This window comes from Clostridium simiarum (assembly GCF_018919175.1).
Taxonomy (GTDB): Bacteria; Bacillota; Clostridia; order Clostridiales; family Clostridiaceae; genus Clostridium_L; species Clostridium_L simiarum.
Map to the genome: position 1 here is coordinate 466,241 of NZ_JAHLQL010000001.1, position 25,375 is coordinate 491,615.

A 25,375-nucleotide genomic window follows, 5' to 3' on the forward strand; every position below is an offset into this window, starting at 1 on the left:
GAATATAATGGAGTTTGGAAAGGTTTTTCTTATTGGTACAGGACCAGGAGATGAAGAGTTACTTACAATGAAGGCTATTAAGGCTTTAGAAAAATGTACTGCTGTTTTATACGATAGACTCATTGGTGGAAATGTTTTAAAGTATTTAAATGAAAATTGTGAGATTTATTACTGTGGAAAGGAACCGGGATGTCACTATAAAACTCAAGAAGAAATAAATAAAACTATGATACAGCTAGCTAAAAAAGGTCATGTGGTAGGGAGAGTTAAAGGTGGAGATCCTTATGTTTTCGGCAGAGGGGGAGAGGAAGCTTTATCCTTGATTGAGGAAGATATATCCTTTGAAGTTGTTCCAGGAATAACTTCTGCTATTGCAGTACCTAGTTATGCTGGTATACCAGTAACGCATAGAGGTATAAGCCAAAGTTTTCATGTTTTTACAGCTATGGCTAAGGATAAACTAGATATTGATTGGAATGCTGTATCTAGACTTAAAGGTACTTTAATCTTCTTAATGGGATTAAATAACTTAGAAATAATAATAAATAATTTGACAAAAGAGGGTATGAAAGAAAGTACTCCTTGCGCTGTTATTATGAAAGGAACAACCTCTAAGCAAAAGTCTGTAATAGGTAATTTAAGTGATATTTTAGAAAAGGTTTGTGAGGCTAAATTAGTATCTCCTTGCATCATAATGGTAGGTTCTGTGGTGGAACTTAGTGAAAATCTAAATTGGAGAGAAAAGAAACCTCTTTTCGGTAAGAATATATGCATTACTAGAACAAAGGAGCAATCTAAATCCATAGGAGAAAAGTTAAAGGGATTAGGTGCTGACATAACTGAAATAAATGCCATAAAAATAGAAGAACAAAAATTTAATCTAGAGCCCTATATAGATAGATTATATGAATATGATTATTTAATTTTTACTAGTGTAAATGCAGTTAACTTATTTTTTACTTATCTAAAGGAGAAACATATAGATATAAGAAATATTAAAGGTAAATTTGCATCTATTGGAAAGGGAAGTTATAACGCCCTTTTAGATAATTGTATAGTAGCAGAAATATTAGCAGATCAATTTATAGCTGAGGACTTGGTTGATAAATTAAAGCCTTTAGTTAAAAAAGGAGATAAGGTATTAATTCCTTGCTCTTTAAAATCTAGAGACTATATAGATAAGAACTTAAGTGAATTAGGGGCTGAGGTAGACAAGGTACATATATATGATGTGTCAAAAGGAGATAATAAAAACATAAATTCTTTTGAAAATGTTGATATAGTTATATTTACAAGTCCATCTACCTTTAATAATATGATAGATTTGGTGGGACTTAGTGAAATAAATAAAAAAAATATAATAGCCATTGGACCAATTACAGAAAAGGCTATAGTAGAAAAAGGATTAAACTGCATAAGTTGTGATGAATACTCTGAAGAAGGAATAATAAAAAAACTTTTACAGTTATGGGGCAATAATTAATATTAGAATGGAGTGCTTCAAATGATTAAAAGAAATAGAAGATTAAGAGAAAGAAAAGAAATAAGAGATTTAGTAAGGGAAACTACACTATCTGTTAAGGATTTAATTTTTCCTATATTTGTAGTGGAAGGTGAAAATATAAAAGAAGAGATAAGTTCTCTTCCTGGAACCTATCATTACTCTATTGATAGATTAGAAGAAGTTGTAGAAGAGGTAAAAAGTTCAGGCATACGAGGTATTATACTTTTTGGATTGCCAGAGCATAAAGATAGCTTTGCATCCTCTGCTTATGATGATAATGGAGTAGTTCAAAGGGCTATTAGAAAAATTAAGGAATTACATAAGGATTTATGGATTATTACAGATGTATGCATGTGTCAGTATACAAACCATGGACATTGTGGAATTGTAGAGGATTCTAGGATAATCAATGATAAATCTGTAGAAATTATTGCAAAAATATCAGTATCCCATGCTAGAGCAGGAGCGGATATGATAGCACCATCGGACATGATGGATGGAAGAGTTAAAGCTATAAGAAAGGCTTTAGATAAAGAAGGATATGAAAGTGTTTCTATAATGAGCTATAGTGCTAAATACTCTTCAGCCTTTTATGGACCTTTTAGAGAAGCTGCTCACTCTACACCGCAATTTGGAGATAGAAAGACCTACCAAATGGATCCAGGAAACATAAAAGAGGCCATGAGAGAAATTGAAGGAGATATAGAAGAGGGGGCAGATATAATAATGGTGAAACCAGCCTTATCTTATTTAGATATTATAAGATGGGCAAAGGATAGGTTTGATTATCCTATAGCAGCTTATTCTGTAAGTGGAGAATATGCCCTTATAAAAGCTGCGGCAGAAAAGGGATTAGTAGATGAAAAAGCTATTGCGCTAGAGATGTTATTATCTATAAAAAGAGCTGGAGCGGATATAATAATAACATATTATGCTCTACAAGCTGCAGAGTGGATAAAGGAGGATTTTTAGAGTGTATATGGATTTAAATAAGAATGAAGAAATATTTAAAGAGTCAAAAGTATATATGCCTGGAGGGGTTAACAGTCCCGTTAGAGCTTTTAAAGATTTAGATATAACCCCACCAGTTATAAAAAAAGGCAATGGAACCTATGTATATGATGAAGAAGGAAAAGAATATATAGACTTTGTAGGAGCGTGGGGACCTATGATACTAGGTCACTGTGATGAAGAGGTGGTAAAATCTATAAAGGATACCTCTGAAGAAGCTATAGCTTTTGGAGCACCCACAGAACTTGAGTTAAGATTAGCAAAGCATATGTGTACAACTTTAGACAATGTAGATATGATAAGAATGGTTAACTCTGGTACAGAGGCTACCATGAGTGCTATTAAACTTGCAAGAGGATATACAGGAAGAGATAAAATAATTAAATTTGCCGGTTGTTACCATGGTCACTTTGATGGTTTTTTAGTAAGTGCAGGTTCCGGAGTTATGACAGAGGGAATACCTGGATCAGCAGGAGTTCCTAAAGATAGCGTAAAAAATACACTTATTGCATCTTATAATAATATTGAAAGTGTAAAGGACATATTTAGTAGCTGTGCTATGGATATAGCGGCGGTTATAATTGAACCTGTGGCTGGGAACATGGGGGTTATACCTGCTGAGAAAGAGTTTTTATATGAGCTTCATAAACTATGTAAGGAAAATGCAACTCTTTTAATATTTGATGAGGTTATGAGTGGATTTAGAGTGGCTTATAAAGGAGCTCAAAGTTTTTATGGAATAAAACCGGATCTAATTACCTTTGCTAAGATAATGGGAGGAGGACTTCCTTCAGGTGCCTATGGTGGTAGGAGAGAAATTATGGAACATCTATCTCCTTTAGGAAGTGTATACCAGGCAGGAACTATGTCAGGCAATCCTTTAGTTATGGCGGCAGGTTATACTACATTAAAAAAATTGTATGATAATCCTAGCTATTATAATAAACTTGAATCCTTAGGAGATTTGCTGGAGAAGGGTGTAAAAAAAGTAGCTAAAGAAAAAGGATTAAATGTAGTAGTAAATAGACGAGGAGCTATGGCTACTATATTCTTTAATGATCTAGATGCTATAAGAAATTATGAGGATGCAAAGTTAAGCAATACAAAATTGTATGCTTCTTATTTTAAACATATGCTTCTTAAAGGCATTAACCTTCCACCTTCTCAGTTTGAGGCTTTATTCTTAAATGTAAAGATGGAAGATTATCATATAGAAAAGTTCTTAGAAGCTATGAGAAGTTGGGAACCAGTAAATAATAGATAATACAGGAAAAATAAATTTTAGAGGTGAAGTTATGAAAAAAGCAATTCTTTTAGTATCCTTTGGTACCACCCATTACGATACTAGAAAAGTTACCATAGATGCCATAGAAAAAAAGGTTAGAGAAACTTATAAAGATTATGAAGTGAGAAGAGCTTTTACAGCTCATATTATAATAAATGTTTTAAAAAACAGGGATGGTATAATAGAACTTACTCCAGAAGAAGCTTTAGAGAAGTTATACAAGGATGGATATGAAGAGGTAATAGTTCAACCACTTCATATAATACCAGGATTAGAATTTGATTATATAAACGGTGTTGTAGATCAATATATTGAAAAAGAATGTTTTAGCAAAATTCAAGTAGGAAGACCTATACTTTATTTTAAAGGTCATGAAGAAGACATACCAGACGATTATAGTATTTTAATAGAATCTATAGACAAACTTTTAAATTCTTATGAAAACTTAGTGCTTATGGGACATGGGACAACACATTACGCTAATGCAGCATATGTTTGTTTTCAACAAGTATTAATGGATAAAGGATATAATAAAGTGCTTATAGCTAACGTAGAAGGATATCCTACATTAGAAGATATTATTCCAAAATTAAAAGCCAAAAATATGGATAAATTGACCTTGGCTCCTTTAATGGTGGTAGCAGGGGATCACGCTAAAAATGATATGGCAAGTGATGAAGATGATTCATGGAAAAGTATTTTAGAAAAGTCAGGATTTGAAGTAAATGTACATATGCACGGACTAGGTGAGATATCTGAGTTTCAGGATATTTATATAGAACATATAAAAGATGCTATAGATAATAGATATGACAATTTAGGTAAAACAACAAAAGGAAAAAATTTGTTTGCGTAGGAGAAGATAATATGTCAAAAATAATGATTCAGGGTACTGCTTCCTCTGTGGGAAAAAGCATTTTGGTAACAGCATTATGCAGAATATTAAAAGAAGATGGATATAAGGTTTGTCCTTTTAAGTCTCAAAATATGTCTTTAAATTCTTATATCACATTAGACGGTAAAGAAATGGGAAGAGCACAGGTACTTCAGGCTTATGCTGCTGGCCTTGAACCGGAGGCTTACATGAATCCTATATTGCTTAAACCTACCACAGATAAAAGATGTCAAGTTATAGTAAATGGAAAAGTATATGGAAATACTTCTGCTATGGAATACCATGAATTAAAACCTATATTTAAAGACATGCTTAAAGAGGATTTTATAAATCTAGAAAGTAAGTATGATGCAATAATTATGGAAGGTGCTGGTAGTCCCGCAGAGATAAATTTAAGAGACAGAGATATAGTAAATATGGGGATGGCAGAGCTTGTGGATGCCCCTGTTATATTAGTAGGAGACATTGATAAAGGAGGAGTTTTTGCTTCTCTTGCAGGAACTATGCTTTTATTAAAAGAAGAGGAAAAAGCTAGAGTTAAAGGTTTTATTATAAATAAATTTAGAGGGGATTTAGATATATTAAAGCCAGGTATAGATATGGTTGAAAATATAATAAATATACCTTGTTTAGGAGTGGTACCTCATTTTAATTTAAATCTAGAAGACGAGGATAGTGCTATTACTTTTAATAATAAAGCTGATAAAGATATAGATATAGCTGTAATAAAGCTTCCTCATATATCTAATTTTACCGATTTTGATGCCTTTAACTGTGAAGAAGATGTTTCTATAAGATTTGTAAGAGATAAAGAGAGTTTTGGAAAACCGGATTTAGTTATAATACCAGGTAGTAAAAATACCATAGAAGATTTATTGTATTTAAGAAAAACGGGATTAGAAGATATGATAAAGGATTATGCAAAAGAACATATGGTCATAGGTATATGTGGTGGATATCAAATTTTAGGAAACTCTATAAAAGACCCTTATTCCTTAGAAACTGATGAAAAGGAAATTAAAGCTATGGGCCTTTTAGATATAGACACTATATTTGAAAAGGAAAAAACCATGACTAGAATAGAAGGGGTACTTTTAGACTCTAAAGAGGAAGCAAATAGGATATACGGATATGAGATACATTTAGGAAACACCATTAAAAATCCTAAGGTGAAATCTATTTTTAAAATAAATGAAATTAATAATAAAGAAGAAATAAAGTATGATGGAGCTGTTAATACAGAAGGTACTGTAATGGGTACGTATATCCACGGAGTTTTTGATTCACCTACTTTTAGACAATATGTATTAAACCCATTAAGAATAAAGAAGGGATTAGGAGAGAAACAGTCCCCTGAGTATGAAAGCCTTCGTGAAAAAGAACTAGATAAGCTATCTGAAATAGTTAGGAAAAGCTTAAATATGGATGAAATTTACAGAATAATTGATATTAAATAGCGGAGGTAGTAAGTTGTTTTTAGTGGATTTAGCTGTAGCTATAATAATTGACTGGATAATTGGGGATCCTTATGGGTTTCCTCATCCAGTAATTTATATGGGGAAGGTTATAAGGTTCTTAGAGAATAAGGGTAGAAAAATAATAAAGAATGAAAAAAATCTAAAGATATATGGATTATTTATAGTTTTCATTTTATGTGCCACAAGCTTTTTTATCCCTTATGTAATTTTATATTTAGCCAAACCTTACAAAATTTTATATCACTTATTAAGTATATTTATGCTTTGGACTACTATAGCTGCCAGGTGTCTTCATAAAGAAGGAAAAAAAATATATGAAGATCTTATAAAAGAAGATATTCAGGCTTCAAGGCTTCATCTATCTTATATAGTAGGAAGAAATACAGAAAATCTTTCTGAAAAAGAAATTATAAGAGCGGATATTGAAACTGTAGCTGAAAACACATCTGATGGAGTAATTGCTCCTTTGTTATTTGCAGCTATAGGAGGAGCGCCTTTAGCTATGATGTATAAAGCTGTAAACACTATGGATTCTATGCTAGGTTATATGAATGATAAATATAGGTATATAGGATACTTTCCAGCAAAAATTGATGATATATTTAATTATGTACCTGCTAGAATTACGGGAGCTTTGATATGTCTATCAGCACCTTTGGTGAAGGGAAACATATTAAATGCTTTTAAAATTATGATAAGGGATAGAAAAAATCATAAAAGCCCTAATTGTGCTTATCCAGAGGCAGCTGTAGCAGGAGCATTAAACATTCAATTAGGTGGAACTAATACTTATTTTGGAGAAATAATAGAAAAACCTACCATAGGAGATTCCGTGGTGGAACTTAAAAATATACATATAATTAATACCATTAAACTTATGTATTTTAGTGAGGTATTATTTTATGCTTTATACTTTGGAGTTTTAAAACTAATCCAATAACTATGGTAAGTGATAACAGAAACACCTTAATTAGCTTTCTGATGAATAGGAGAGGATAACTTTGACTAAAGATAAACCTATAGCTAAACATGGAGGAGATATATATACAGAGGGATTATTTAAATGTAGGGATCTATTAGATTTTAGTTCTAATATAAATCCCTTAGGAGTACCAGATACCTTTACAAAAAATATGGAAGAAGCTATGGATGCTATTTTGCGATATCCAGATTTACATTACAGAAGAGCCAAGAGCTCAATAGTAGAATATCTACATAACAAAGTGGACATGGAGAACATATTATTGGGCAATGGAGCAGCAGAAATAATACAATTAGTTATTAGTAACTTTAGTAAAATCCTTATAGTGGTACCTTCCTTTGTAGAGTATGAAGATTGCGCACTAAAGTCTGGATCTAAAATAGAATACTCTTATTTGGATGAAAATATGGATTTAGATTATGAGGATATAAAAAGGAAAATGGTGGAATGTCAGGCTTTAGTCTTAGGTAATCCCAATAATCCTAATGGAGCTTTAATAGAGAAAGATAGGTTTTATGAAATCTTGGACATTTGTGAAGAAAAAGGGATAACTGCTATTATAGATGAGGCTTTTATAGAGTTTGCCGGAGATAAGGCTTTAAGTTTTGTTGAAGATATAGATAAGTATAATTGTTTATTTATAATAAGAGCACTTACTAAATTCTTTGCACTGCCAGGTATAAGGGCAGGATATGGTATAAGCAAAGACAGAGGATTAATAGAAGAATTAAAAAACAAACAAATTCCATGGAATATAAATTGTTTTGCTGATATGGCTCTTTGTGAAGTGTTAAAAGATGAGAAATATATTAAAAACAGTTTACAGTGGATAGAGGGTTGTAGAAAAGAGATTACTCCTTTGCTAAAAGATATAGATTTTATAGAAAAAGTCTATAAAACATCAGGAAATTTTGTATTATGCAAATTGAAAAACTTAAAAGGGAAAGAGTTATATGAGTATTGTTTAAAGAAAAATCTGCTAATACGAGTATGTGATAATTATAAAGGTTTAGATGAGTATCATGTACGATTTGCCATAAAAGATTCTTATAGAAACTCTATTTTAATAAATACTTTAAAAACTATAGAAAAGGAGTTGGGCTCCATATGAAAAGCATAATACTATCCTCTAATAAAAGTGGTGGAGGAAAAACCACCTTAACTTTAGGTATTATGAATAGTCTTATAAAAAAGGGCTTTAATGTTCAACCCTATAAGGTAGGGCCAGACTATATAGATACTGCTTTCCATAGTTACATTACTGGAAACAAGTCTAGAAACTTAGATATATATTTGACAGGAGAAGATGCTGTAAAACAAATATACAATGAAAGTTCTTTAGGCAAAGACTTAGGTATAATAGAAGGAGTTATGGGACTTTATGATGGTAAGGGTATAGATAACATGTACTCCACAGCTCATGTAGCAAAGACTCTAGGAATACCTGTAGTACTTGTAATATCCCCTAAGGGTCAGAGTATTACCCTTTGTGCCGAGTTAAATGGAATAAAAAACTTTGATGATATAAATATAGGTGGAGTAATACTTAATAACATAACAGAAAATTACTATAAAATATTAAAGTTGGCCATAGAAAAACATTGTAATTTAAAAGTTTTTGGATATATACCACAGGATGAAAACATAAATATAGGAAGTAGGCATTTGGGGCTTATCCAAAGCAGTGAAGTACATAATCTTAAGGAAAAGATAGATTATATAAGCGATTTAGTAGATAAATACATAGACCTTGATATGATGTTAGAAGTATTCAAAGAGATAAATTCTAGCTACATACCATTAAAAGCTATAGAGAAAAGAGATATAAATATATCTATAGCCAAAGATGAAGCCTTTTCTTTTTACTATGAAGATAACATAGAAATACTTAAAAAAGCTGGTAATGTTACATTTTTTAGTCCTCTTTATGATAAAAATATACCAGAGGATACTGACTTTTTATATATAGGAGGAGGATATCCGGAGATTTTTAAAGACAAACTAATGGAGAATTCGTCTATTAGAGAGAGTATAAAAAAAGCTTTAGATAGTGGATTAGTTTGTTATGCTGAGTGTGGAGGGTTAATGTATCTTTGTAGCTCTATAGAAAACAGGGAAATGGTAGGTTTTTTAAAAGGTGAGGCAGTAATGAATAAGAGATTACAAAACTTTGGATATGCAGAGCTAAGTATAGATAAAAAGAATAATTTGTTACCCTTAGGGCTTACTATAAATTGTCATGAGTTTCATAAATCCTCTGTAAACATATCTGAGGATAAGATTTATAAATTAACTAAAATTCTTTATGATGATAGTACTAAAATTTGGCAATGTGGGTATATGAAAAACAACACCTTAGGTGGATATGCTCATGTGCATTTTTATAATAATTTAGATTTTATAGAGAGTTTACTAAATAAGGCTTGGGATAGAAAAATGGTAAATTCTCAATAAAATACTTTTAATAGGGAAGTGATTAAATGGATTATATAAAGATTCCAATGGATATAGAAAAGAAAAGCTTTGAAATAATAGGCAGTGAAATGGGCGAAAGTAAATTTTCAGAGGAAGAATTATTAATAGTAAAAAGAGTTATACATACCACTGCAGATTTCGAATATAAAGATTTAATTTATATAAGAGAAGGATCTATAGAAAAGGCAAAGGAGCTATTAAAAAAGGGAATAACTATATATACAGATACTAATATGGCCTTATCTGGAATAAACAAAAAGGCTCTAGATAAATTAGGTTGTAAAGTAGTATGTTATGTAAATAAAGAAGAAACCCATGAAATGGCTAAAGAGAAAGGTATAACAAGGTCTATGGCAGCAGTGGAAACTGCTCTAGAAGAAGGAGTAGAGTTCTTTGTTTTTGGAAACGCTCCTACAGCTTTGTTTAAATTAAAGGAACTTACAGAAGAAGGGAAAGGAAACCCTGCATTTATCATAGGAGCACCTGTTGGATTCGTAGGTGCCAGTGAATCTAAGGTTGAAATAGAAAAATTACAATTACCTATGATAACTGTAAGAGGACGAAAAGGAGGAAGTACTGTAGCAGCAGCTATAGTAAATGCTCTTTTATATATGCTAATCGAAAGATAAATCCCTTGATTAAAGAGGTGATAAATTTGTTAGACCTATATGTTAATTTTAATGGAAAAAGATTAAGATGCGGATACACAACAGGTTCCTGTGCTACAGCAGCAGCAAAGGCAGCTACAATAATGTTGTTTAATCCTGGAGAATCTATATATAATGTAGAAATAGATACACCTAAAGGGATAAAACTAAACATTCCCATAGAAAAATTCAATAGAGGGGATGGCTATGTAGAATGTTGTGTGTTAAAGGATGGTGGAGATGATCCAGATGCCACCCATGGTACAGAAATATGGGCAAGGGCTATTTTGAAAGAAGATGGATATAGTTTAAAAGGTGGAAAAGGGATAGGGGTAGTTACAGAAAATGGACTTCCTATGAAAAAAGGAGAATGGGCCATAAATCCTGTGCCAAGATCTATGATAGAGAAAGAAGTTAAGGATATACTACCTAAAAATAGTGGAATAGAAATCATTATTTTTGTTCCTGAAGGTGAAGAAATTGCAAAAAGAACCTTTAATCCTAGGTTAGGTATAGTAGGTGGTATATCCATACTTGGAACCACTGGAATTGTAACCCCAATGTCAGAAGAGGCTTTAAAGGAATCTATAAAGATTGAAATGGAGCAAAAGCTTCAAGGAGAAAACAAAAGCTTAGTATTGGTTTTTGGTAATATAGGGGAAGAGGAAGCTATAAACCAAGGTTATGATAAAAGACAGACAGTTATAGTATCAAATTATATAGGTTTTGCCTTAGATGTATGTATGGAGAAGGGTTTAAAAGATATAGCTATAGTAGGGCATATAGGTAAACTTGGAAAAATATCTGCTGGTTGTTTTCAAACCCATAGCAGGGTGTGTGATGTTAGGCTAGAGGTTTTAGCACTAGAGTTAGCTTTAATGGGAGCTGATAAGGAACTTGTAAATCTTATCTACTCCCAAAAAACTACAGATGGAGCCGTTAAGTTAATTCCAAAGCAATACGAGGATATTTACTATAATATAGGAAAGAAAGTAAAAAAGAGAATAGAGACTTACTGTTATAATACATTAAGTGTAGAAGTAATAATGTTTTGTAATACTAAAGATAGAAAAGTTTTGTGTAAAATTCATCATTAATGGGGTGAGATAAATGCTTTATATAGTAGGCATAGGACCAGGTCATAAAGATTACATATTACCTAAAGCTGTAGAAATTTTAAGTAATAGTGACTTTATAGTGGGATTTAACAGAGCTTTAAAAAGTATAGATTTTGTTTCAGTAAAGAAAATTCCTATAAAATCTATAGAAGAAGTATTAAGTATTGCTAAAGAGAATGAAGATATGAAAATTTCTGTTATTGCATCAGGGGATCCATGTTTTTATGGAATAAGTGATTTTATAAACAGAAATTATAAGGGGAATGTAGAAGTAATTCCTGGTATAAGCTCTTTTCAATACCTGTCATCGAAAATAAATAAAAGTTGGAGCTTTGCTTATTTAGGTAGTGTCCACGGTAGAGAGGAAGACTTTTTAAACAAGGTTAAAGAAAACAGGATTTCTTTTTGGTTAACGGATAGAAATAATAGTCCAGGTTACTTATGTGAAAAGCTTCTAGAAAACAAAATTAAAGCTAAAATATATATAGGTGAAAATCTTTCTTATGAAGATGAAACTATAACCATAGATCTCAATTACAATTTAATTCATAAGGATTTTTCTAGTCTATCTGTTGTAGCTATAGAAGTTTTAGAAATGGAGGATTAATATGATCTTTATAAAAGATGAGGAGTTTTTAAGAGGGGATTGCCCTATGACTAAAGAAGAAGTAAGAATACTAAGCATAGCAAAACTAGAACTTGAAGAAGATCATAGTGTTTTAGATATTGGTGCTGGTACAGGTAGCGTTACCATTCAGGCAGCTAAAATATGCTGTAATGGTGAAGTGGTGGGTATAGAAAGAGATAGTGAAGCCTTAGACACAATATATAAAAATATAAATAAATTTCAATGCAACAATATAAAAATAATAGAAGGAGAGGCTCTAGAAGCCTTTAATGATATAAAAGGTGAATTTAATAGAATATTTATTGGAGGTAGTGGCGGAAATATTGAAGATATAATTAAAAATTACGCTAAACTACTTAAAGATAAAGGGAAGATGGTTTTAAATTTTATAACCATTGATAATTTATATAAAGCTATGAGTACATTAAAAGCATTGGGATTCGCTGTAGAATGTAGTCAAGTATCTGTAAGTAAAACTAAAGGTAGAAGTTCAATGCTATTTGCAGGTAATCCTATATTTATAGTTGAGGCTAAAAAATAGTTCGTAATTAAAGGCTTTAGGAGGAGAGTATATGTCAAAATTATATGGGGTAGGAGTAGGCCCTGGAGATAAAGAATTGCTTACTATAAAGGCAGTTAATATTATTAAAAACGCACAGGTAGTGGTGGTTCCAAGTGCTATGTCAGGAGGAAAAAGTATAGCTCATGAAACAGCGGAAGAATATATAAGTAAAGACGCTGAGGTATTAGTTAAGCATTTCCCTATGGGTTCAAAAGACCAAGAAGAAAAGATTTATGAAGCTTTTAAAGCTATTGAAGAAAAGCTTATGGAAGGTAAGGATGTGGTTTTCTTAACCATAGGAGACCCTTTTATATATAGTACATACATATATTTATTAAAATATGTAGAGGAAAAAGGATATGAAACAGAAACAGTACCTGGAATAACTTCCTTTTGTGCTTGTGCTAGCCTTGCAAAGGAGCCATTAGTAATTGGAGATGAACCTCTTTTAATTGTACCTGCTAATAGGTTAGACACAATAAAAGATGAGCAGTATATAGTTATAATGAAGGTTTATAAAATAGAGGAAGAAGTTATAAACTTCTTAGAAGAAAAGGGCTACGAGTATGTATATGTAAAAAGAGCAGGAAGAGAAGGTCAAGGTGTTATTAGAGATAGGGAACAGATATTAAGAGAAAGAGAATACATGTCTTTAATTATCGCACATAAAAGAGGAGGAAGTAATTAATATGGTTTATTTTATAGGCGCAGGTCCAGGGGATGTGGATCTTATAACTGTTAAAGGAAGAGAGGTTCTTTCAAAGGCGGATGTAGTAATATATGCTGGTTCTCTTGTGAGTTCTGAACATTTAAAGTTTTGCAAAGAAGGAGTAAGAGTTTATAACTCAGCATCTATGACTTTACCAGAGGTTATTGAAACTATTAAAGAATATGAAGGGGAAGGAAAGACAATTGTAAGACTTCATACAGGAGATCCTGCCATCTATGGTGCTATAAAGGAGCAAATGGATGAATTAGATAAATATAATATTTTCTATAAGGTTATACCAGGAGTAAGTTCATTCTCAGCGGCAGCAGCAGCAATAAAAAAGGAATTTACACTTCCATCTGTAAGTCAAACTGTTATATTAACTAGGGTAGAGGGAAGGACACCAGTACCAGAAGAGCAAGATTTAGAGATACTAGCAAGAACTAATGCTTCAATGGCAATTTTCTTATCTATATCTATGATAGATAAGGTAGTAGAAAAACTAAAAAGAGGTTATGGTAGAGAAGATGTACCTATTGCAATAATAGAAAAGGCTACTTGGGAAGATGAAAGGATTATCCTTGGAACTTTAAAGGATATATCTGAAAAGGTTAAAGAAGCTAATATAGTAAAGTGTGCGCAAATTTTAGTAGGAGACTTTATAGATTGTGATTATGAAAAGAGCCTTCTCTATGATGAAAGTTTCTCTCATATGTATAGAAAGGGAAGGTCATGAAGCTAGCTATAGTAACCTTTACTTCTAGAGGGTTAGCTATTGCTGAAACACTAAAAGAGCATATGGATCTACACCATTATTATAAAAAAAACAAAGAAGATTTTAATGTGTATGAGCTTACTGAAAGGCTAATGAAAGAATATGAAGGTATTATATTCATAAGTGCTACAGGCATTGCAGTAAGAGCCATAGCTCCTACTATTACGACAAAGGATAAGGATCCAGCAGTAATAGTAATAGATAATAATGCTAAATACGTTATAAGTCTTTTAAGTGGGCATTTAGGGGGAGCTAATGATCTTTGTGTAAGTATATCAAAAATATTAAAAGCAGAAGCTGTAATAACTACAGCCACGGATACCCTAGGTAAAACTGCCCCTGATATTATAGCTAAAAGTAATGAATTAATTATTGAGGATTTAAAAAAAGCTAAAGAAATATCTGCTTTACTAGTAGAAAACAAAAAGGTGTATTTTGAAGATGAAAAATCATTAATTTCTTTACCTAAAGGATATACAGAAAATCCTTCAGAGGCTTTAGCTTCAGTTATTGTAACTAATAAAGATAAAATAGATATTGGCACGAATCCTTGCTTAAAGCTTATAAGAAGAGACATAGTTTTAGGTATTGGATGTAAAAAGGACTATAGCCCTTTAGAGATGAAAAAAAAGGTACTCCAAACACTGTCAGACTATAATATAGATAAAAGATCTGTAAGAATTATTGCCACTGTAGAGGTTAAAAGGCATGAGAGGGCAATAAAAGATTTAGCTAGGGATCTAGATTGCTTACTAAATATTTTTTCCTTAGAAGAAATAAAAAAGGTACAATATAAATATGAGGGAAGTAATTTTGTAGAAAAAACCATTGGAGTTAAAGCTGTAGCTGAACCTGTGGTAGAGCTTTCTAGAGCTAAGGCTTTTACAAAAAAATTATCCTTGGAAGGAATGACCTTATGTATAGGAGAACTGGAGGAAGAGTAGAATGATAGCATTGATTTTAGGCACCTCTGAAGGTAAAAAGTTATTGTCACTGATAAATAGATATACAGAGGACATAGTAGTGTCTACTGCCACAGATTATGGTGGAGAACTATTAAAAGGTTATAAATATAAATATTTGAATACGAAACCTTTGGATAAAAAAGAACTTAGTGAAATGCTTCTAAAAAATAATGTAAAGATACTTATAGATGCTTCCCATCCTTATGCAGAAGTTGTGACACAGAATGCTATGGAGGTATGCAAGGAATATGGTATTCAATATATAAGATATGAAAGAGCTTCTTTAATAGAAAAATATATTGATTATGAAAAACTTATTTTAGTAGAAGATTATAAAGAATTAGAAGAAAAACTAAAGGATATAGAAGGAAATATATTAAATACTACAGGAAGCAGAAACATAGGTAAATTTACCTCCATGAATTTAAAAAATAGAATAATCCATAGGATACTACCAACATTAGATTCTATAGATAGTTCTTTAAAGGCTGGAGCTAAGGTGGAAGATATAATTGCTATGAAAGGTCCTATAGATAAAGAGTTAAATAAGGCTTTTATAAAGGCTTATGAAGCTAAAGCAATAGTAATGAAGGATAGCGGTGTTCAAGGTGGTACTGGAGAGAAAATAGAATCTGCCATAGAGGAAGACCTATGGGTTTTAGTTATAGGACGTAAAAAGAAACCTTATGATATATGTTTTAATGATGAAACTAAGCTTTCAGAGTATTTAAATTCTATTTTATAAGGGGTGTTTATGTATTATAAGAGTAAATATCCTGGTAGTATAGGAGAAGTGTTTCAAGGTAAAATTGGAGGTAGAGATTTACTTTTGTCTTTTCCCTGTGATGTTTATACTGAAGTTACTTTAAAGGAAGAAAAAAGAGAAGAGCTTGAGATAAACAATAAAAAGTGTTATGAATTTTTAGAGAATATTCTTAAGCTTTGGGGTTACGAAAAGCTTTATAAGAATTTTACAATAGATATTAAATCAAACATACCAAGAGGCAAAGGATTTGCTAGTAGTACTGCAGATATTTGTGCTTTATATAATTGTCTTTTAAAGTGTTTCAATAGGGATTTTTCAGTGGAAGAACTTATTAAATTAGCTATAGCTATAGAACCTACAGATAGCATAGTATTTGAAAAGGCCACATTGTTTCAATATAAAAAAGGTGATTTTTTATTAGAACTAGGTAATTATATGGAATTATATATAATGGTATATGAGGGTAAGAAAAGTATAAATACAGTACAATTCAATGAGCAATCCATAGAAGATTTAGCTCACTTAGACTATTTAGAGAAGGATTTAATAAAAGCTTTCCATGAAAAAGATATTAAAGCCTTGGCTAAAATAAGTACAGAGAGTATAATAAAAAATCAAAAAAGACTCTACTATGATATTTTAGATGAAGTTATTAAAATATCTAAAGATACAGAAGGGGTAGGTATCCTTGGAGCTCATAGTGGAGATATGTTAGGCATAATTTATGAAAGTGAAGAGAAGATGATAAAGGCTTTAAACTTAAATATAAAAGTAAAAGATTATAGATGTTACGGTATAAAGACTTTAAAATCAATAGATACATACAGAAAGAGGAGATGAATTTGGAAAAATTATATGTAATAGGTATGGGACCAGGTGGCATAGAGCATATGTCTATAAAAGCTAGAGAGGCTTTAGAAAAAAGTCAGGTGATTGTGGGATATATAAAATATATTGACATGATTAAGGAAGTAATTCAAGGTAAGGAAATCTATGCTACAGGAATGAAGGGTGAAGAGGATAGATGTAAACAAGCTTTAAAAATTGCTGAAGATAAGACAGTTTCTATAATCAGCACTGGAGATGCAGGAATATATGGAATGGCAGGACTTATTTTAGAATTATGTGATGAAGAGCAAATGGAATATGTAGAAGTTATACCAGGTATAACAGCTTCCTCAGCAGCAGCATCTATGGTAGGTGCACCTTTAATGCATGATAATTGCAATATTAGTTTAAGTGATTTAATGACACCTTATTCATTAATAAAAAAGAGAGTTGAATTAGCAGCAGAGGCTGATTTTGTAATTTCTTTGTATAATCCTAAAAGTAAGGGAAGACCTCATTATTTAAAGGAATCCATAGAGATAATTAAAAAATTTAGAAAAGGAAGCACTCCAGTAGCTATTATTAAAAATGCCCTTAGAGATGGAGAGGAACAAGAGATAAGTACTTTAGATACCTTTAAGGATGATAATGTGGATATGTTTACCATAGTTATCATAGGAAATAGTGAAAGTTATATAAAGGGTAATAAATTTATAACTCCTAGAGGATATCTCAATAGATAATTATTAAAATTTAATAAAGATTTAGGTGCCTTTTTAAATAAAGGTGAAAAGAGAATATGGTTAAATGCCATAGCAGCCCCCGCTACTGTATTTGAGGACGAGCCTTATAAATACCACTTCTTTAAGAGAGGGAAGGGTAAGGTTAGGATGAATCATAAGCCAGGAGACCTGCCTAAATCTAAGTAATTAAAAGCTTTCGGAGGGAGAGTCTATCTACAAAAGATTAATCCCAGCTCTGGCTGGAATTTTTTGTATACTAATGGCTTCCGAGAGGGAGCCATTTTTAGTATAAATAAAATAAATTAAATAGGAGGGTAAACATGAGCAAAAAGAAAATTTTCACTTTGTCACTACTATTATTTTTAGGAGGATCCTATGCTGCTAATGCTATGCATATTGTAGAAGGATACTTAAGTCCTCTATGGTGTTTAGTATATTTTATACTAAGTGCTCCATTTTTTATATTAGGTTTAAGGGATATAAAAAATAAAACCAGTAAAAATAAGGATTTAAAGATGCTATTGGCTTTAGTAGCAGCTTATGCCTTTGTGCTTTCTGCTATGAAGCTACCATCAGTTACAGGTAGTAGTTCACATCCAACAGGAACGGGACTTGGAGCTATATTATTTGGACCTTTTGTTATGAGTGTCATTGGAGCTATAGTTCTACTTTTCCAAGCTATATTTTTAGCCCATGGCGGACTTACAACTTTAGGAGCTAACGTATTTTCTATGGGTATTGTAGGTCCTATAATATCTTATGTAATTTATAAAGCTTTAAAAAATAAGAATAAAAAGTTAGCAGTATTTTTAGCAGCAGCTTTAGGGGACTTAATAACCTATATTATCACATCTCTACAATTAGGACTTGCTTTTCCTTCATCAAGCGGAGGAGTTTTTATGTCTTTCATGAAATTTATAGGAATTTTTGCTATAACACAAATTCCTTTAGCAGTGGTGGAAGGAATATTAACAGTAGGTATTTTTGAATTTATTGAAAAGCATTCAAGAGAAGAATTAAAAGCGTTAGGTGAGGTGAAATAATATGAAAAAGAAAACGTTAGCTATAGTACTTTTATGTTTTATTATAATAGCAGGAGCACTGATAATAGGAAAAAATGGTGAATTTGAAGGAGCAGATGCCATGGCAGAAGAAGCTATTATGGAAATAGATTCCTCTTATGAACCATGGTTTAGCCATATATGGGAACCACCTTCAGGAGAGATAGAAAGCTTTTTATTTGCACTGCAAGCAGCTATAGGAGCAGGATTCATAGGATACTATATAGGTAGAAAAACTGTATGCTCAGAGAAGTAGTACTTCTTTCTAAAAGCAGTATTCAATGCGAAAAGAACCCTTTAGAAAAGATATTATTATCCTTAGGTCCCATAATGATTTTGGGATTTAGTAAAAGTTATGTACCTATAATACTAAATATAATATTTTTCGTAATTATACATTTTAAAAATAAACATTTTTTAAATATAGTGATTAAATTTTCATTAGGTACTGCTACTTTTGCATTTATTTCTTCCATAACCTTTTTATTGGATTATGGAATAGAAGCTACGGGGTTAATAATATTAAAAGCTCTATCAGGAGGACTTTGTGTAGCCTATTTAGCACTTACAACTCCAATGGACGACATTTTGAATTTTCTACATAATTCAAAATGGCTGAAAGATTTTTGCGATATAGCCAAAAGCATGGAAAGATTTATTTTGATGCTAGAAGAGGAACTTACTATAATGATTAACGCAGTAAGAAGTAGAAATGGATTTGATACTTTTTCTCTTAAGGTAAAAAATAGTTCGAAAATAGCAGGGCTTCTTTTTATGAACACTATGAAAAGATGGAAGGACATAAAGGATTCCATAAATAGCAGATGCTATAATGGAAATCTAAACTACAATTCACATTATCATAAAATTAAAAGAGTAAATATTGTATTAATAATAATGTATTTAACTCTTATAACATTTACAGTTATTAAATATTAAATGAAGGCTTAAAGGATAGATAAGAATTATCCTTTAAGTCTTATTTTTTATATTTACAGTTAATTATAAAGCATATTAAATGAAAGTGAATTTTAATTGATAGCTATTAACAAAATCAACAAAAGGGATTACAATGAATATGTTAACTATATAGAAAGGGCGTGATTTTTTGGATAAGAAGACAAAGTCTGTTGTATTTATTATATTATCCTCTTTTAGTTTTGCTGTAATGGGAGCTTTTGTTAAAGGCGCAGGTCAATTACCTTCTATAGAAAAAAGCCTTTTTAGGAATTTAATAAGTTGCATTGTAGCTTTCATACTTATAATAAGACATAAGAGTAGTTTTTTTGGAAAGAAAGAAAATCAAAAATATCTTTTAGGAAGATCTCTATTAGGAACCTTAGGTATAGTTGCTAGTTTTTATGCTATAGATCATATGGTACTATCAGATGCATCTATGTTAAATAAGCTAAGTCCATTTTTTGTAACTATATTTGCGGTTATTTTCTTAAAGGAAAAAATTAATTCCATACAAGTTTTTGCACTAATAGGAGCATTCATAGGAAGTTTGTTCATAATTAAACCTGCATTTAATATAGATATAATCCCAGCTCTTATAGGAGTTTCTTCAGCCATATTTGCTGGGGCAGCATATACCTTGGTAAGATTTTTAGGGAATAAAGAGGAGTATTATACCATTGTTTTTTACTTTTCCTTAGTCTCCATAATAACTACATTACCCTTTGTTATAATTAAATTTGAGCCTTTTACGTTTAATCAGTTTTTATATTTAATTGGAACTGGTGTATTTGCTTCCATTGCTCAATTTTCTTTGACAATTGCTTATAAATATGCCCCTGCTAGTGAGGTTTCTATCTACGACTATGTAAATATAATTTTTTCTGCTATAATAGGACAAGTGATATTTAATGAATTACCTGATAAGTATAGTATCTTTGGTTATACTTTAATAATAGGGGCTAGTGTGGCAGTTTTCCTATATACTAGAAGAAAAAGAGGAAAAATTCAAATTGCTTTAGAAGACACAACTTCTAAATAGTAAGTTCTTTCGTTAATAAGTGTTTAATTCCTAGCTTTTGTACAATAAGGGATGAATCAAATAATAAAAATAGAAATATCCAAAAGAAAAGGTGATGATGTGGGAAAATTAACAGGGAAAGTTGCAGTGATTACAGGAGCTTCAAAAGGTATAGGTAAGTCTATAGCAAAAAAATTAGCTTTAGAAGGTGCAGCTGTAGTAATAAATTATAAAAATGATGATGTATCTGCCACAGAGGTAGTACAAGAGATAAAGCAAACAGGGGGCTATGCTATTAAGTACAAAGCGGATATATCTAAATATAATGAGGCAAAAAAACTTATAGAAGATACAGTGAATGCTTTTGCTAAAGTAGACATATTAATAAATAATGCAGGAATCTCTAAAATTGGATTATTTACAGATATGGAAGAGGGTGATTGGGATTCTTTAATTGATACAAATTTAAAAGGAATTTTCAATACCTGTCATAACGTAGCAAACTATATGCTAAATCAAAAGTCAGGTAGTATAATAAACATATCCTCCATATGGGGAAATGTAGGTGCTTCCTGTGAAGTAATTTATTCCGCTTCAAAGGGTGGAGTAAACTCTTTTACAAAAGCTTTGGCAAAGGAGTTAGCACCATCCCATATAAGGGTAAACGCTATTTCTCCTGGAGTTATAAAAACTACTATGAATAGTTGGTTAACGGAGGAAGAGATTATTAGCCTAAAAGAGGAAATTCCTATGGGGGAGTTTGGAGAGCAAGAAGATGTGGCTAACTTAGCCTGTTTTTTATGTAATGATGATTCAAAATATCTTACAGGACAAATAATAACTGTGGATGGAGGGTTAATATAAATTCTTATGTATACTGTATTAGATGTTATAAATAAATTAATTGAAATAGAGAGCTTAGCATCGGATTTTTATAGTGATATTTCTGATAGGGGTGATGACTTTAGTAGTTTTAAAGTATTAGCTAAGGTTTTAGCAAAAGAAGAATCTAAACATGTTCATTTTTATGAAAACTTAAAAGAGGAGTTAAGAGATGAAAAGGATATAGAAATAGACTTTCAAACCTATGATAAGATATCCAAGATTATGAGTGAATTTAAAAACTCTTTTAGGGAGATAGAAAAAACTAGTATTGGAGAGCTTTTGGAATTTGCTTTGAATTTTGAAAAGGATAATTTAGCCTTGCTTTTAACTATTAGAGGTAAACTAGTAAAGACCAAGGAAGATGTGGAGAAGGAAAGATATAAGGCTCTTTCTTTCATTGTAGAGGAAGAGTATAAGCATATAAGAGATATAGAAAACTTAATAAATTATAGAAAATAAGCGGCTGCCTTAAGGCAACAGCTTCAGACTTTAGATAAAAGGCATATCCTCGTAAAGGAGGATATGCCTTTTGTCTAAACTCTGAAACATAATTATTAACTATCATATTTTATTTTTGCCAAGAGATAGAAAGAACAAACTTAAAGAAACTAATAGGAAGGCAATACAATGAAATTCATTTTGCTGCATATTTACAAAATCTATCTGATGGAAAAAGTGAAAATATAACAGATAATATGTAATTTTATAGGGAGTATGACAGTTATATAGTATATAGAGTTATTATATAACATTTTGTGTAATTATCTATATAGCATTCAAAGTTCACAAAGAGAGGAATTGCGAAGTGAAATATAATAAGATTTAATTTTAATTGTAAAAATATAAAAAACAAGAATTATTGTAATATAAATGTAAAAAAAAGATAATAAAATATCACAAAAAACAGTAATTTCAATACAATAAGCGATAAAATAATCCATCAAAGTGTTGTATAATAATAATTACTGGAATTATATGGGTGATTATAGAAAATCTGCGATAATAGTAAAAATAAAAGTATATATATTGTGAACTTTATGGAAATTTTTAATATTAGTGAACAAAAATTAAATGAATTATGTTTACTAATGGATTAAGAGAAAAAGTGTAAGGTTGAAAAATTTGTTAATAAAAAAGATAAAATTAGGACAGTAATTGTTGAAATATTGATAAGAACAATAATTGTTGAAAACTTAAAGATTAGCAATATCTAAAAGAAATACTGCATTAAACCGAATCTATAACAAACCATGAAAGATTTGTTTCTATATCACCTATTTCATTAATTAAAGAGATTTATATTACGTTGATACATCTCCTAAAACGGGGTTAGCAGCTGTGTCTATACCAAATATATATGAAAATTCCATATACTACAGTCAACAAGAAAAGTGAAGAGATCAAAAAATATCGTTATACTCAGATATCAGCTATAGCAGGAATTAGATTAAGAGAAGATGAAGTTACCAGTACTAATCCTTTTGATGGTGAAGAAGATACAACTCAAACACCAACAACATATCGTGGTGTTTATTTAACATGTCGAAGCGAGAGTAATGAAATGGAGGTTAATTATGTATAAAATACATAATTTTACTAAGGAACAAAAATTATTGATATTGACATCTAGGATTACAATGTCAGAAGAAAATAGGCTGGAAATATGCAAAATATTAGATGAGGGAATTAATTGGTTTGAATTTTACAAATTGACTCTTTACCATAAAACCTTTACATTATGTTGGAAAAATATTGAGAATGTGAAGGCGGATGTAAAAATTTCTAAATATCTCAGTAATATATTAAAATTCTCATATTCTGGTATAAAGGAGCAAAATCGTTTATTTCTTAATGAACTAGAAAATGTTATAGAAGCTTTAAATGAAGATTGTATTCCATGTTTACCAGTAAAGGGAGCAATGCTAATAAATAAAATGTATAAGGAACATGGAATAAGATATATGGGGGATATAGATTGTTTGATAAGATATTCTGATATAGAAAAAATTAAAAAAAATGAAACTTCTTGGGTATATACAAGGAACATATGATTATACTGCTAAAAAAATTGAACCAGTAAATCGATCAGAATATATTAAATGGAAACTGTTTATGAGCAACCTATATCCATTTAGAAAAGTTAGCAACAATGAGAATAATCTAGAGTTTAAAGTTGATTTTAGATATAGTTTAGATGATACGCTAGATAAAAAAGCAGTTGAAGATATAATCAATTCGTATGAGGAAAATGGGTGTGCTCAGCATGAACATGTACTTATACATTTGTGTACTCATTTTTATGATCAAGCAAAACATACTTATAATATATATACTGCTAAAGATTTTAATCTTATTAAACTTTGTGATATAAGAGAATATATTATACACTTTATGGATAATGAGAGTTTGATTAAAATGGTTAAATTTGCAAAAAACACTCATTAGAAAAACAAGTAGTGTATACTTTTATGTTCCTACAAACAATATATAATGATGGATATGAAAGTGAAATTATAAAGGAAATAAATATTTCAGATATAGCTTTTTTTGATACTTATGGAGACAATACTAAAGATGAAAATAGAAATTTTCAAAAGAATTTTTGGGATAGATTATTTTCCTGTGACAATATTGATGAATTATCAGAAACGCCAAAAATATTTACTGAATAGTATGTGAGAGAATATTATGGAGAAATTTAAAGTTTTGTTAAAAGATAAAATAAAAACAATTATATGGGCATTTAAAATGGCATGGAAAATAGACAAGAACATGTTACTTTTATGGTTTAGTTTGAGTACTGTATTATCAGCACTTTCGGCTATAGCATTAACCTATAATAAAAAGATAATAGCTTTTATTTCGTTATTTTTATCAACGGGTACGGGCAGCATTTCTGATGTGATACCAAGCATAATTACATTTGGAATTATTTTAACAGTTATTGGATTATCACCAAGAATTAATGGTGATTTATTATATATGATGATGTATGACTCATATTATTTAGGGATGGAAGAAATACTGATGGATTTCATGCAGAAAATAGATGTGAAAACATTATTGAATAAAGAGATAAAGGATGAATATAATGCTATTATTTCGAGGGGGGTTCTCTCACAGATTTTATGAGTGCGTTTTGTGTTCTTGCATCTAAGGTGATTAATATTGGCTGTTTGTTAATTGTAGCTTTTAACTCAAAAGTAATATTTTTAATATCCATCGTATATGTGGTCATAATAATATATTTAAATGTGTGTTTTGCTGAAAAAGTTAGAAGAGATAATTTAAAAACAGCAATCGATGAACGAAGAGTGTCATATTTTTACGATATGCCGTTGGAGCGAGGAACTTCTAAAGAAATACGTATATATGAAACACAAGATGAAATAGTAGATCAATGGCGAAGAGCGAATGATAGAATAAAAGAATATGAAATTAAAAGAGTGTTTGGACTTGAGATTCGTTCCTTTGTTGGTGGAGTAGCATTTTATATATTTATTATTGGAGTAGTAGTGTATGAAATTCTAATGGTATCTTCGGGTGTTATTAAAGCAGATGAATTTTTAATGATATATATTATGTGTGAAAATATATCAAATGCAATTTTAGGTATTTCTAAAAGTTTGTTACAAGTGGATTATGGGCTTTTTGCATTACAAAGACAGTTCAAATTCATATCTACTTTTGAACAAATTCAAAGTGATGAGAGTAGTAAGTTAACAGAAGTTGAAGATTCTAAAATAGTATTTGAAATAGATAATATGAACTTTTGTTATGAAAAAAATGTTCAAATATTAACTGATATTAATCTGAAAATCAATAAGGGGGAAATTATTGCTTTAGTTGGCCATAATGGAAGTGGAAAAACTACCCTTGTCAAAGTACTTCTTGATTTATTAAAACCTACATCAGTTGATATGTATTTTTATGGTAAACATTACCGTAAATACAAAACGGGGTTATAAATAGCTGTATTGGAGTATTTTTTTCAAAATTTCTATTTATTTCATGCATCTTTAGGTGAAAATGTTGGGTTTGGAGATTTAAATAATATCAGTAATGATAAAAAAATTGAAA

General features: G+C 30.7%; 29 protein-coding genes and 1 riboswitch. All 29 genes read left to right on the forward strand.

The genetic code is table 11. The features are described from left to right. Nucleotides 1-7 precede the first annotated feature (7 nt). The 29 genes from cobA (at nt 8) to KQI89_RS02260 (ending at nt 25,263) form a co-directional block, all read left to right on the forward strand. Nucleotides 8-1,483, forward strand: coding sequence for a uroporphyrinogen-III C-methyltransferase (gene cobA / locus KQI89_RS02120; protein WP_216455713.1), 1,476 nt, complete (start codon nt 8-10; stop codon nt 1,481-1,483). A 21-nt stretch (nt 1,484-1,504) separates the two neighbouring features. Next, nucleotides 1,505-2,476: a porphobilinogen synthase gene (gene hemB / locus KQI89_RS02125; protein WP_032121512.1), complete on the forward strand. Its 972-nt coding sequence runs from the start codon at nt 1,505-1,507 to the stop codon at nt 2,474-2,476. A 7-nt stretch (nt 2,477-2,483) separates the two neighbouring features. Next, nucleotides 2,484-3,779: a glutamate-1-semialdehyde 2,1-aminomutase gene (gene hemL, locus KQI89_RS02130; protein ID WP_216455714.1), complete on the forward strand. Its 1,296-nt coding sequence runs from the start codon at nt 2,484-2,486 to the stop codon at nt 3,777-3,779. 31 nt (nt 3,780-3,810) lie between these two features. Continuing rightward, entirely contained in the window at nt 3,811-4,656 is an 846-nt protein-coding gene (locus KQI89_RS02135) for a sirohydrochlorin cobaltochelatase (protein WP_216455715.1), read from the forward strand. Nucleotides 4,657-4,667: 11 nt separating this feature from the next. After that, the gene (locus KQI89_RS02140) at nt 4,668-6,152 is read left to right on the forward strand and encodes a cobyric acid synthase (protein WP_216455716.1); all 1,485 of its coding nucleotides are present in this window, start codon (nt 4,668-4,670) and stop codon (nt 6,150-6,152) included. Between the two features lie 13 nt (nt 6,153-6,165). Next, nucleotides 6,166-7,113, forward strand: coding sequence for an adenosylcobinamide-phosphate synthase CbiB (cbiB, locus tag KQI89_RS02145; RefSeq protein ID WP_216455717.1), 948 nt, complete (start codon nt 6,166-6,168; stop codon nt 7,111-7,113). Nucleotides 7,114-7,174: 61 nt separating this feature from the next. Then, a complete protein-coding gene (locus KQI89_RS02150; RefSeq protein ID WP_246582937.1) occupies nt 7,175-8,266 on the forward strand; it encodes a pyridoxal phosphate-dependent aminotransferase in 1,092 nt (363 codons plus the stop codon). Beyond that, on the forward strand, nt 8,263-9,609 hold the full coding sequence (locus tag KQI89_RS02155; RefSeq protein WP_216455718.1) for a cobyrinic acid a,c-diamide synthase CobB: 1,347 nt from the start codon (nt 8,263-8,265) through the stop codon (nt 9,607-9,609). Before KQI89_RS02150 ends, KQI89_RS02155 begins: the two co-directional genes overlap by 4 nt. Before the next feature lie 26 nt (nt 9,610-9,635). After that, nucleotides 9,636-10,259 carry a precorrin-8X methylmutase gene (locus KQI89_RS02160; RefSeq protein WP_216455719.1) on the forward strand — a complete coding sequence of 208 codons (624 nt, stop codon included), beginning with the start codon at nt 9,636-9,638 and terminating at the stop codon, nt 10,257-10,259. Nucleotides 10,260-10,285: 26 nt separating this feature from the next. Further along, on the forward strand, nt 10,286-11,374 hold the full coding sequence (gene cbiD / locus KQI89_RS02165; protein WP_216455720.1) for a cobalt-precorrin-5B (C(1))-methyltransferase CbiD: 1,089 nt from the start codon (nt 10,286-10,288) through the stop codon (nt 11,372-11,374). A gap of 13 nt (nt 11,375-11,387) precedes the next feature. After that, the gene (gene cbiE / locus KQI89_RS02170; protein WP_032121519.1) at nt 11,388-12,002 is read left to right on the forward strand and encodes a precorrin-6y C5,15-methyltransferase (decarboxylating) subunit CbiE; all 615 of its coding nucleotides are present in this window, start codon (nt 11,388-11,390) and stop codon (nt 12,000-12,002) included. 1 nt (nt 12,003) lies between these two features. Beyond that, nucleotides 12,004-12,564: a precorrin-6Y C5,15-methyltransferase (decarboxylating) subunit CbiT gene (gene cbiT / locus KQI89_RS02175; protein ID WP_216455721.1), complete on the forward strand. Its 561-nt coding sequence runs from the start codon at nt 12,004-12,006 to the stop codon at nt 12,562-12,564. Nucleotides 12,565-12,595: 31 nt separating this feature from the next. Further along, entirely contained in the window at nt 12,596-13,273 is a 678-nt protein-coding gene (locus tag KQI89_RS02180) for a cobalt-factor II C(20)-methyltransferase (RefSeq protein ID WP_216455722.1), read from the forward strand. Between the two features lies 1 nt (nt 13,274). Next, nucleotides 13,275-14,030: a precorrin-4 C(11)-methyltransferase gene (gene cobM, locus KQI89_RS02185; protein ID WP_216455723.1), complete on the forward strand. Its 756-nt coding sequence runs from the start codon at nt 13,275-13,277 to the stop codon at nt 14,028-14,030. Continuing rightward, nucleotides 14,027-15,013, forward strand: coding sequence for a cobalt-precorrin 5A hydrolase (cbiG, locus tag KQI89_RS02190; RefSeq protein WP_216455724.1), 987 nt, complete (start codon nt 14,027-14,029; stop codon nt 15,011-15,013). Before cobM ends, cbiG begins: the two co-directional genes overlap by 4 nt. 1 nt (nt 15,014) lies before the next feature. Continuing rightward, nucleotides 15,015-15,779 carry a cobalt-precorrin-6A reductase gene (locus tag KQI89_RS02195; RefSeq protein WP_216455725.1) on the forward strand — a complete coding sequence of 255 codons (765 nt, stop codon included), beginning with the start codon at nt 15,015-15,017 and terminating at the stop codon, nt 15,777-15,779. Between the two features lie 9 nt (nt 15,780-15,788). Next, nucleotides 15,789-16,640, forward strand: a complete 852-nt coding sequence (locus KQI89_RS02200; RefSeq protein WP_216455726.1) for a GHMP family kinase ATP-binding protein — start codon at nt 15,789-15,791, stop codon at nt 16,638-16,640. Nucleotides 16,641-16,642: 2 nt separating this feature from the next. Beyond that, the gene (gene cobJ, locus KQI89_RS02205; RefSeq protein WP_216455727.1) at nt 16,643-17,371 is read left to right on the forward strand and encodes a precorrin-3B C(17)-methyltransferase; all 729 of its coding nucleotides are present in this window, start codon (nt 16,643-16,645) and stop codon (nt 17,369-17,371) included. 6 nt (nt 17,372-17,377) lie between these two features. Further along, nucleotides 17,378-17,561, forward strand: a riboswitch (cobalamin riboswitch). Between the two features lie 130 nt (nt 17,562-17,691). Beyond that, a complete protein-coding gene (locus tag KQI89_RS02210; protein ID WP_216455728.1) occupies nt 17,692-18,414 on the forward strand; it encodes an energy-coupling factor ABC transporter permease in 723 nt (240 codons plus the stop codon). 1 nt (nt 18,415) lies between these two features. Continuing rightward, nucleotides 18,416-18,688: an energy-coupling factor ABC transporter substrate-binding protein gene (locus KQI89_RS02215; protein WP_216455729.1), complete on the forward strand. Its 273-nt coding sequence runs from the start codon at nt 18,416-18,418 to the stop codon at nt 18,686-18,688. Next, nucleotides 18,673-19,371: a CbiQ family ECF transporter T component gene (locus KQI89_RS02220; protein ID WP_216455730.1), complete on the forward strand. Its 699-nt coding sequence runs from the start codon at nt 18,673-18,675 to the stop codon at nt 19,369-19,371. The genes KQI89_RS02215 and KQI89_RS02220 overlap by 16 nt, the downstream gene beginning before the upstream one ends. A 169-nt stretch (nt 19,372-19,540) precedes the next feature. Further along, on the forward strand, nt 19,541-20,431 hold the full coding sequence (locus KQI89_RS02225) for a DMT family transporter (RefSeq protein ID WP_216455731.1): 891 nt from the start codon (nt 19,541-19,543) through the stop codon (nt 20,429-20,431). Nucleotides 20,432-20,530: 99 nt separating this feature from the next. Next, nucleotides 20,531-21,274: an elongation factor P 5-aminopentanone reductase gene (gene ymfI / locus KQI89_RS02230; RefSeq protein ID WP_216455732.1), complete on the forward strand. Its 744-nt coding sequence runs from the start codon at nt 20,531-20,533 to the stop codon at nt 21,272-21,274. Between the two features lie 6 nt (nt 21,275-21,280). Further along, nucleotides 21,281-21,754 (forward strand): ferritin family protein, encoded by a 474-nt coding sequence (locus KQI89_RS02235; RefSeq protein WP_216455733.1) that lies wholly within the window; start codon nt 21,281-21,283, stop codon nt 21,752-21,754. A gap of 1,115 nt (nt 21,755-22,869) precedes the next feature. Further along, on the forward strand, nt 22,870-23,346 hold the full coding sequence (locus KQI89_RS02240; RefSeq protein ID WP_216455734.1) for a nucleotidyltransferase family protein: 477 nt from the start codon (nt 22,870-22,872) through the stop codon (nt 23,344-23,346). Between the two features lie 61 nt (nt 23,347-23,407). Next, the gene (locus KQI89_RS02245) at nt 23,408-23,740 is read left to right on the forward strand and encodes a nucleotidyltransferase family protein (RefSeq protein WP_216455735.1); all 333 of its coding nucleotides are present in this window, start codon (nt 23,408-23,410) and stop codon (nt 23,738-23,740) included. A 23-nt stretch (nt 23,741-23,763) separates the two neighbouring features. Further along, nucleotides 23,764-23,967: a hypothetical protein gene (locus KQI89_RS02250; protein WP_216455736.1), complete on the forward strand. Its 204-nt coding sequence runs from the start codon at nt 23,764-23,766 to the stop codon at nt 23,965-23,967. A gap of 16 nt (nt 23,968-23,983) precedes the next feature. After that, nucleotides 23,984-24,427: a hypothetical protein gene (locus KQI89_RS02255; RefSeq protein ID WP_216455737.1), complete on the forward strand. Its 444-nt coding sequence runs from the start codon at nt 23,984-23,986 to the stop codon at nt 24,425-24,427. Further along, nucleotides 24,424-25,263: an ATP-binding cassette domain-containing protein gene (locus KQI89_RS02260; protein ID WP_216455738.1), complete on the forward strand. Its 840-nt coding sequence runs from the start codon at nt 24,424-24,426 to the stop codon at nt 25,261-25,263. The genes KQI89_RS02255 and KQI89_RS02260 overlap by 4 nt, the downstream gene beginning before the upstream one ends. The last annotated feature ends 112 nt before the right edge of the window (nt 25,264-25,375 follow it).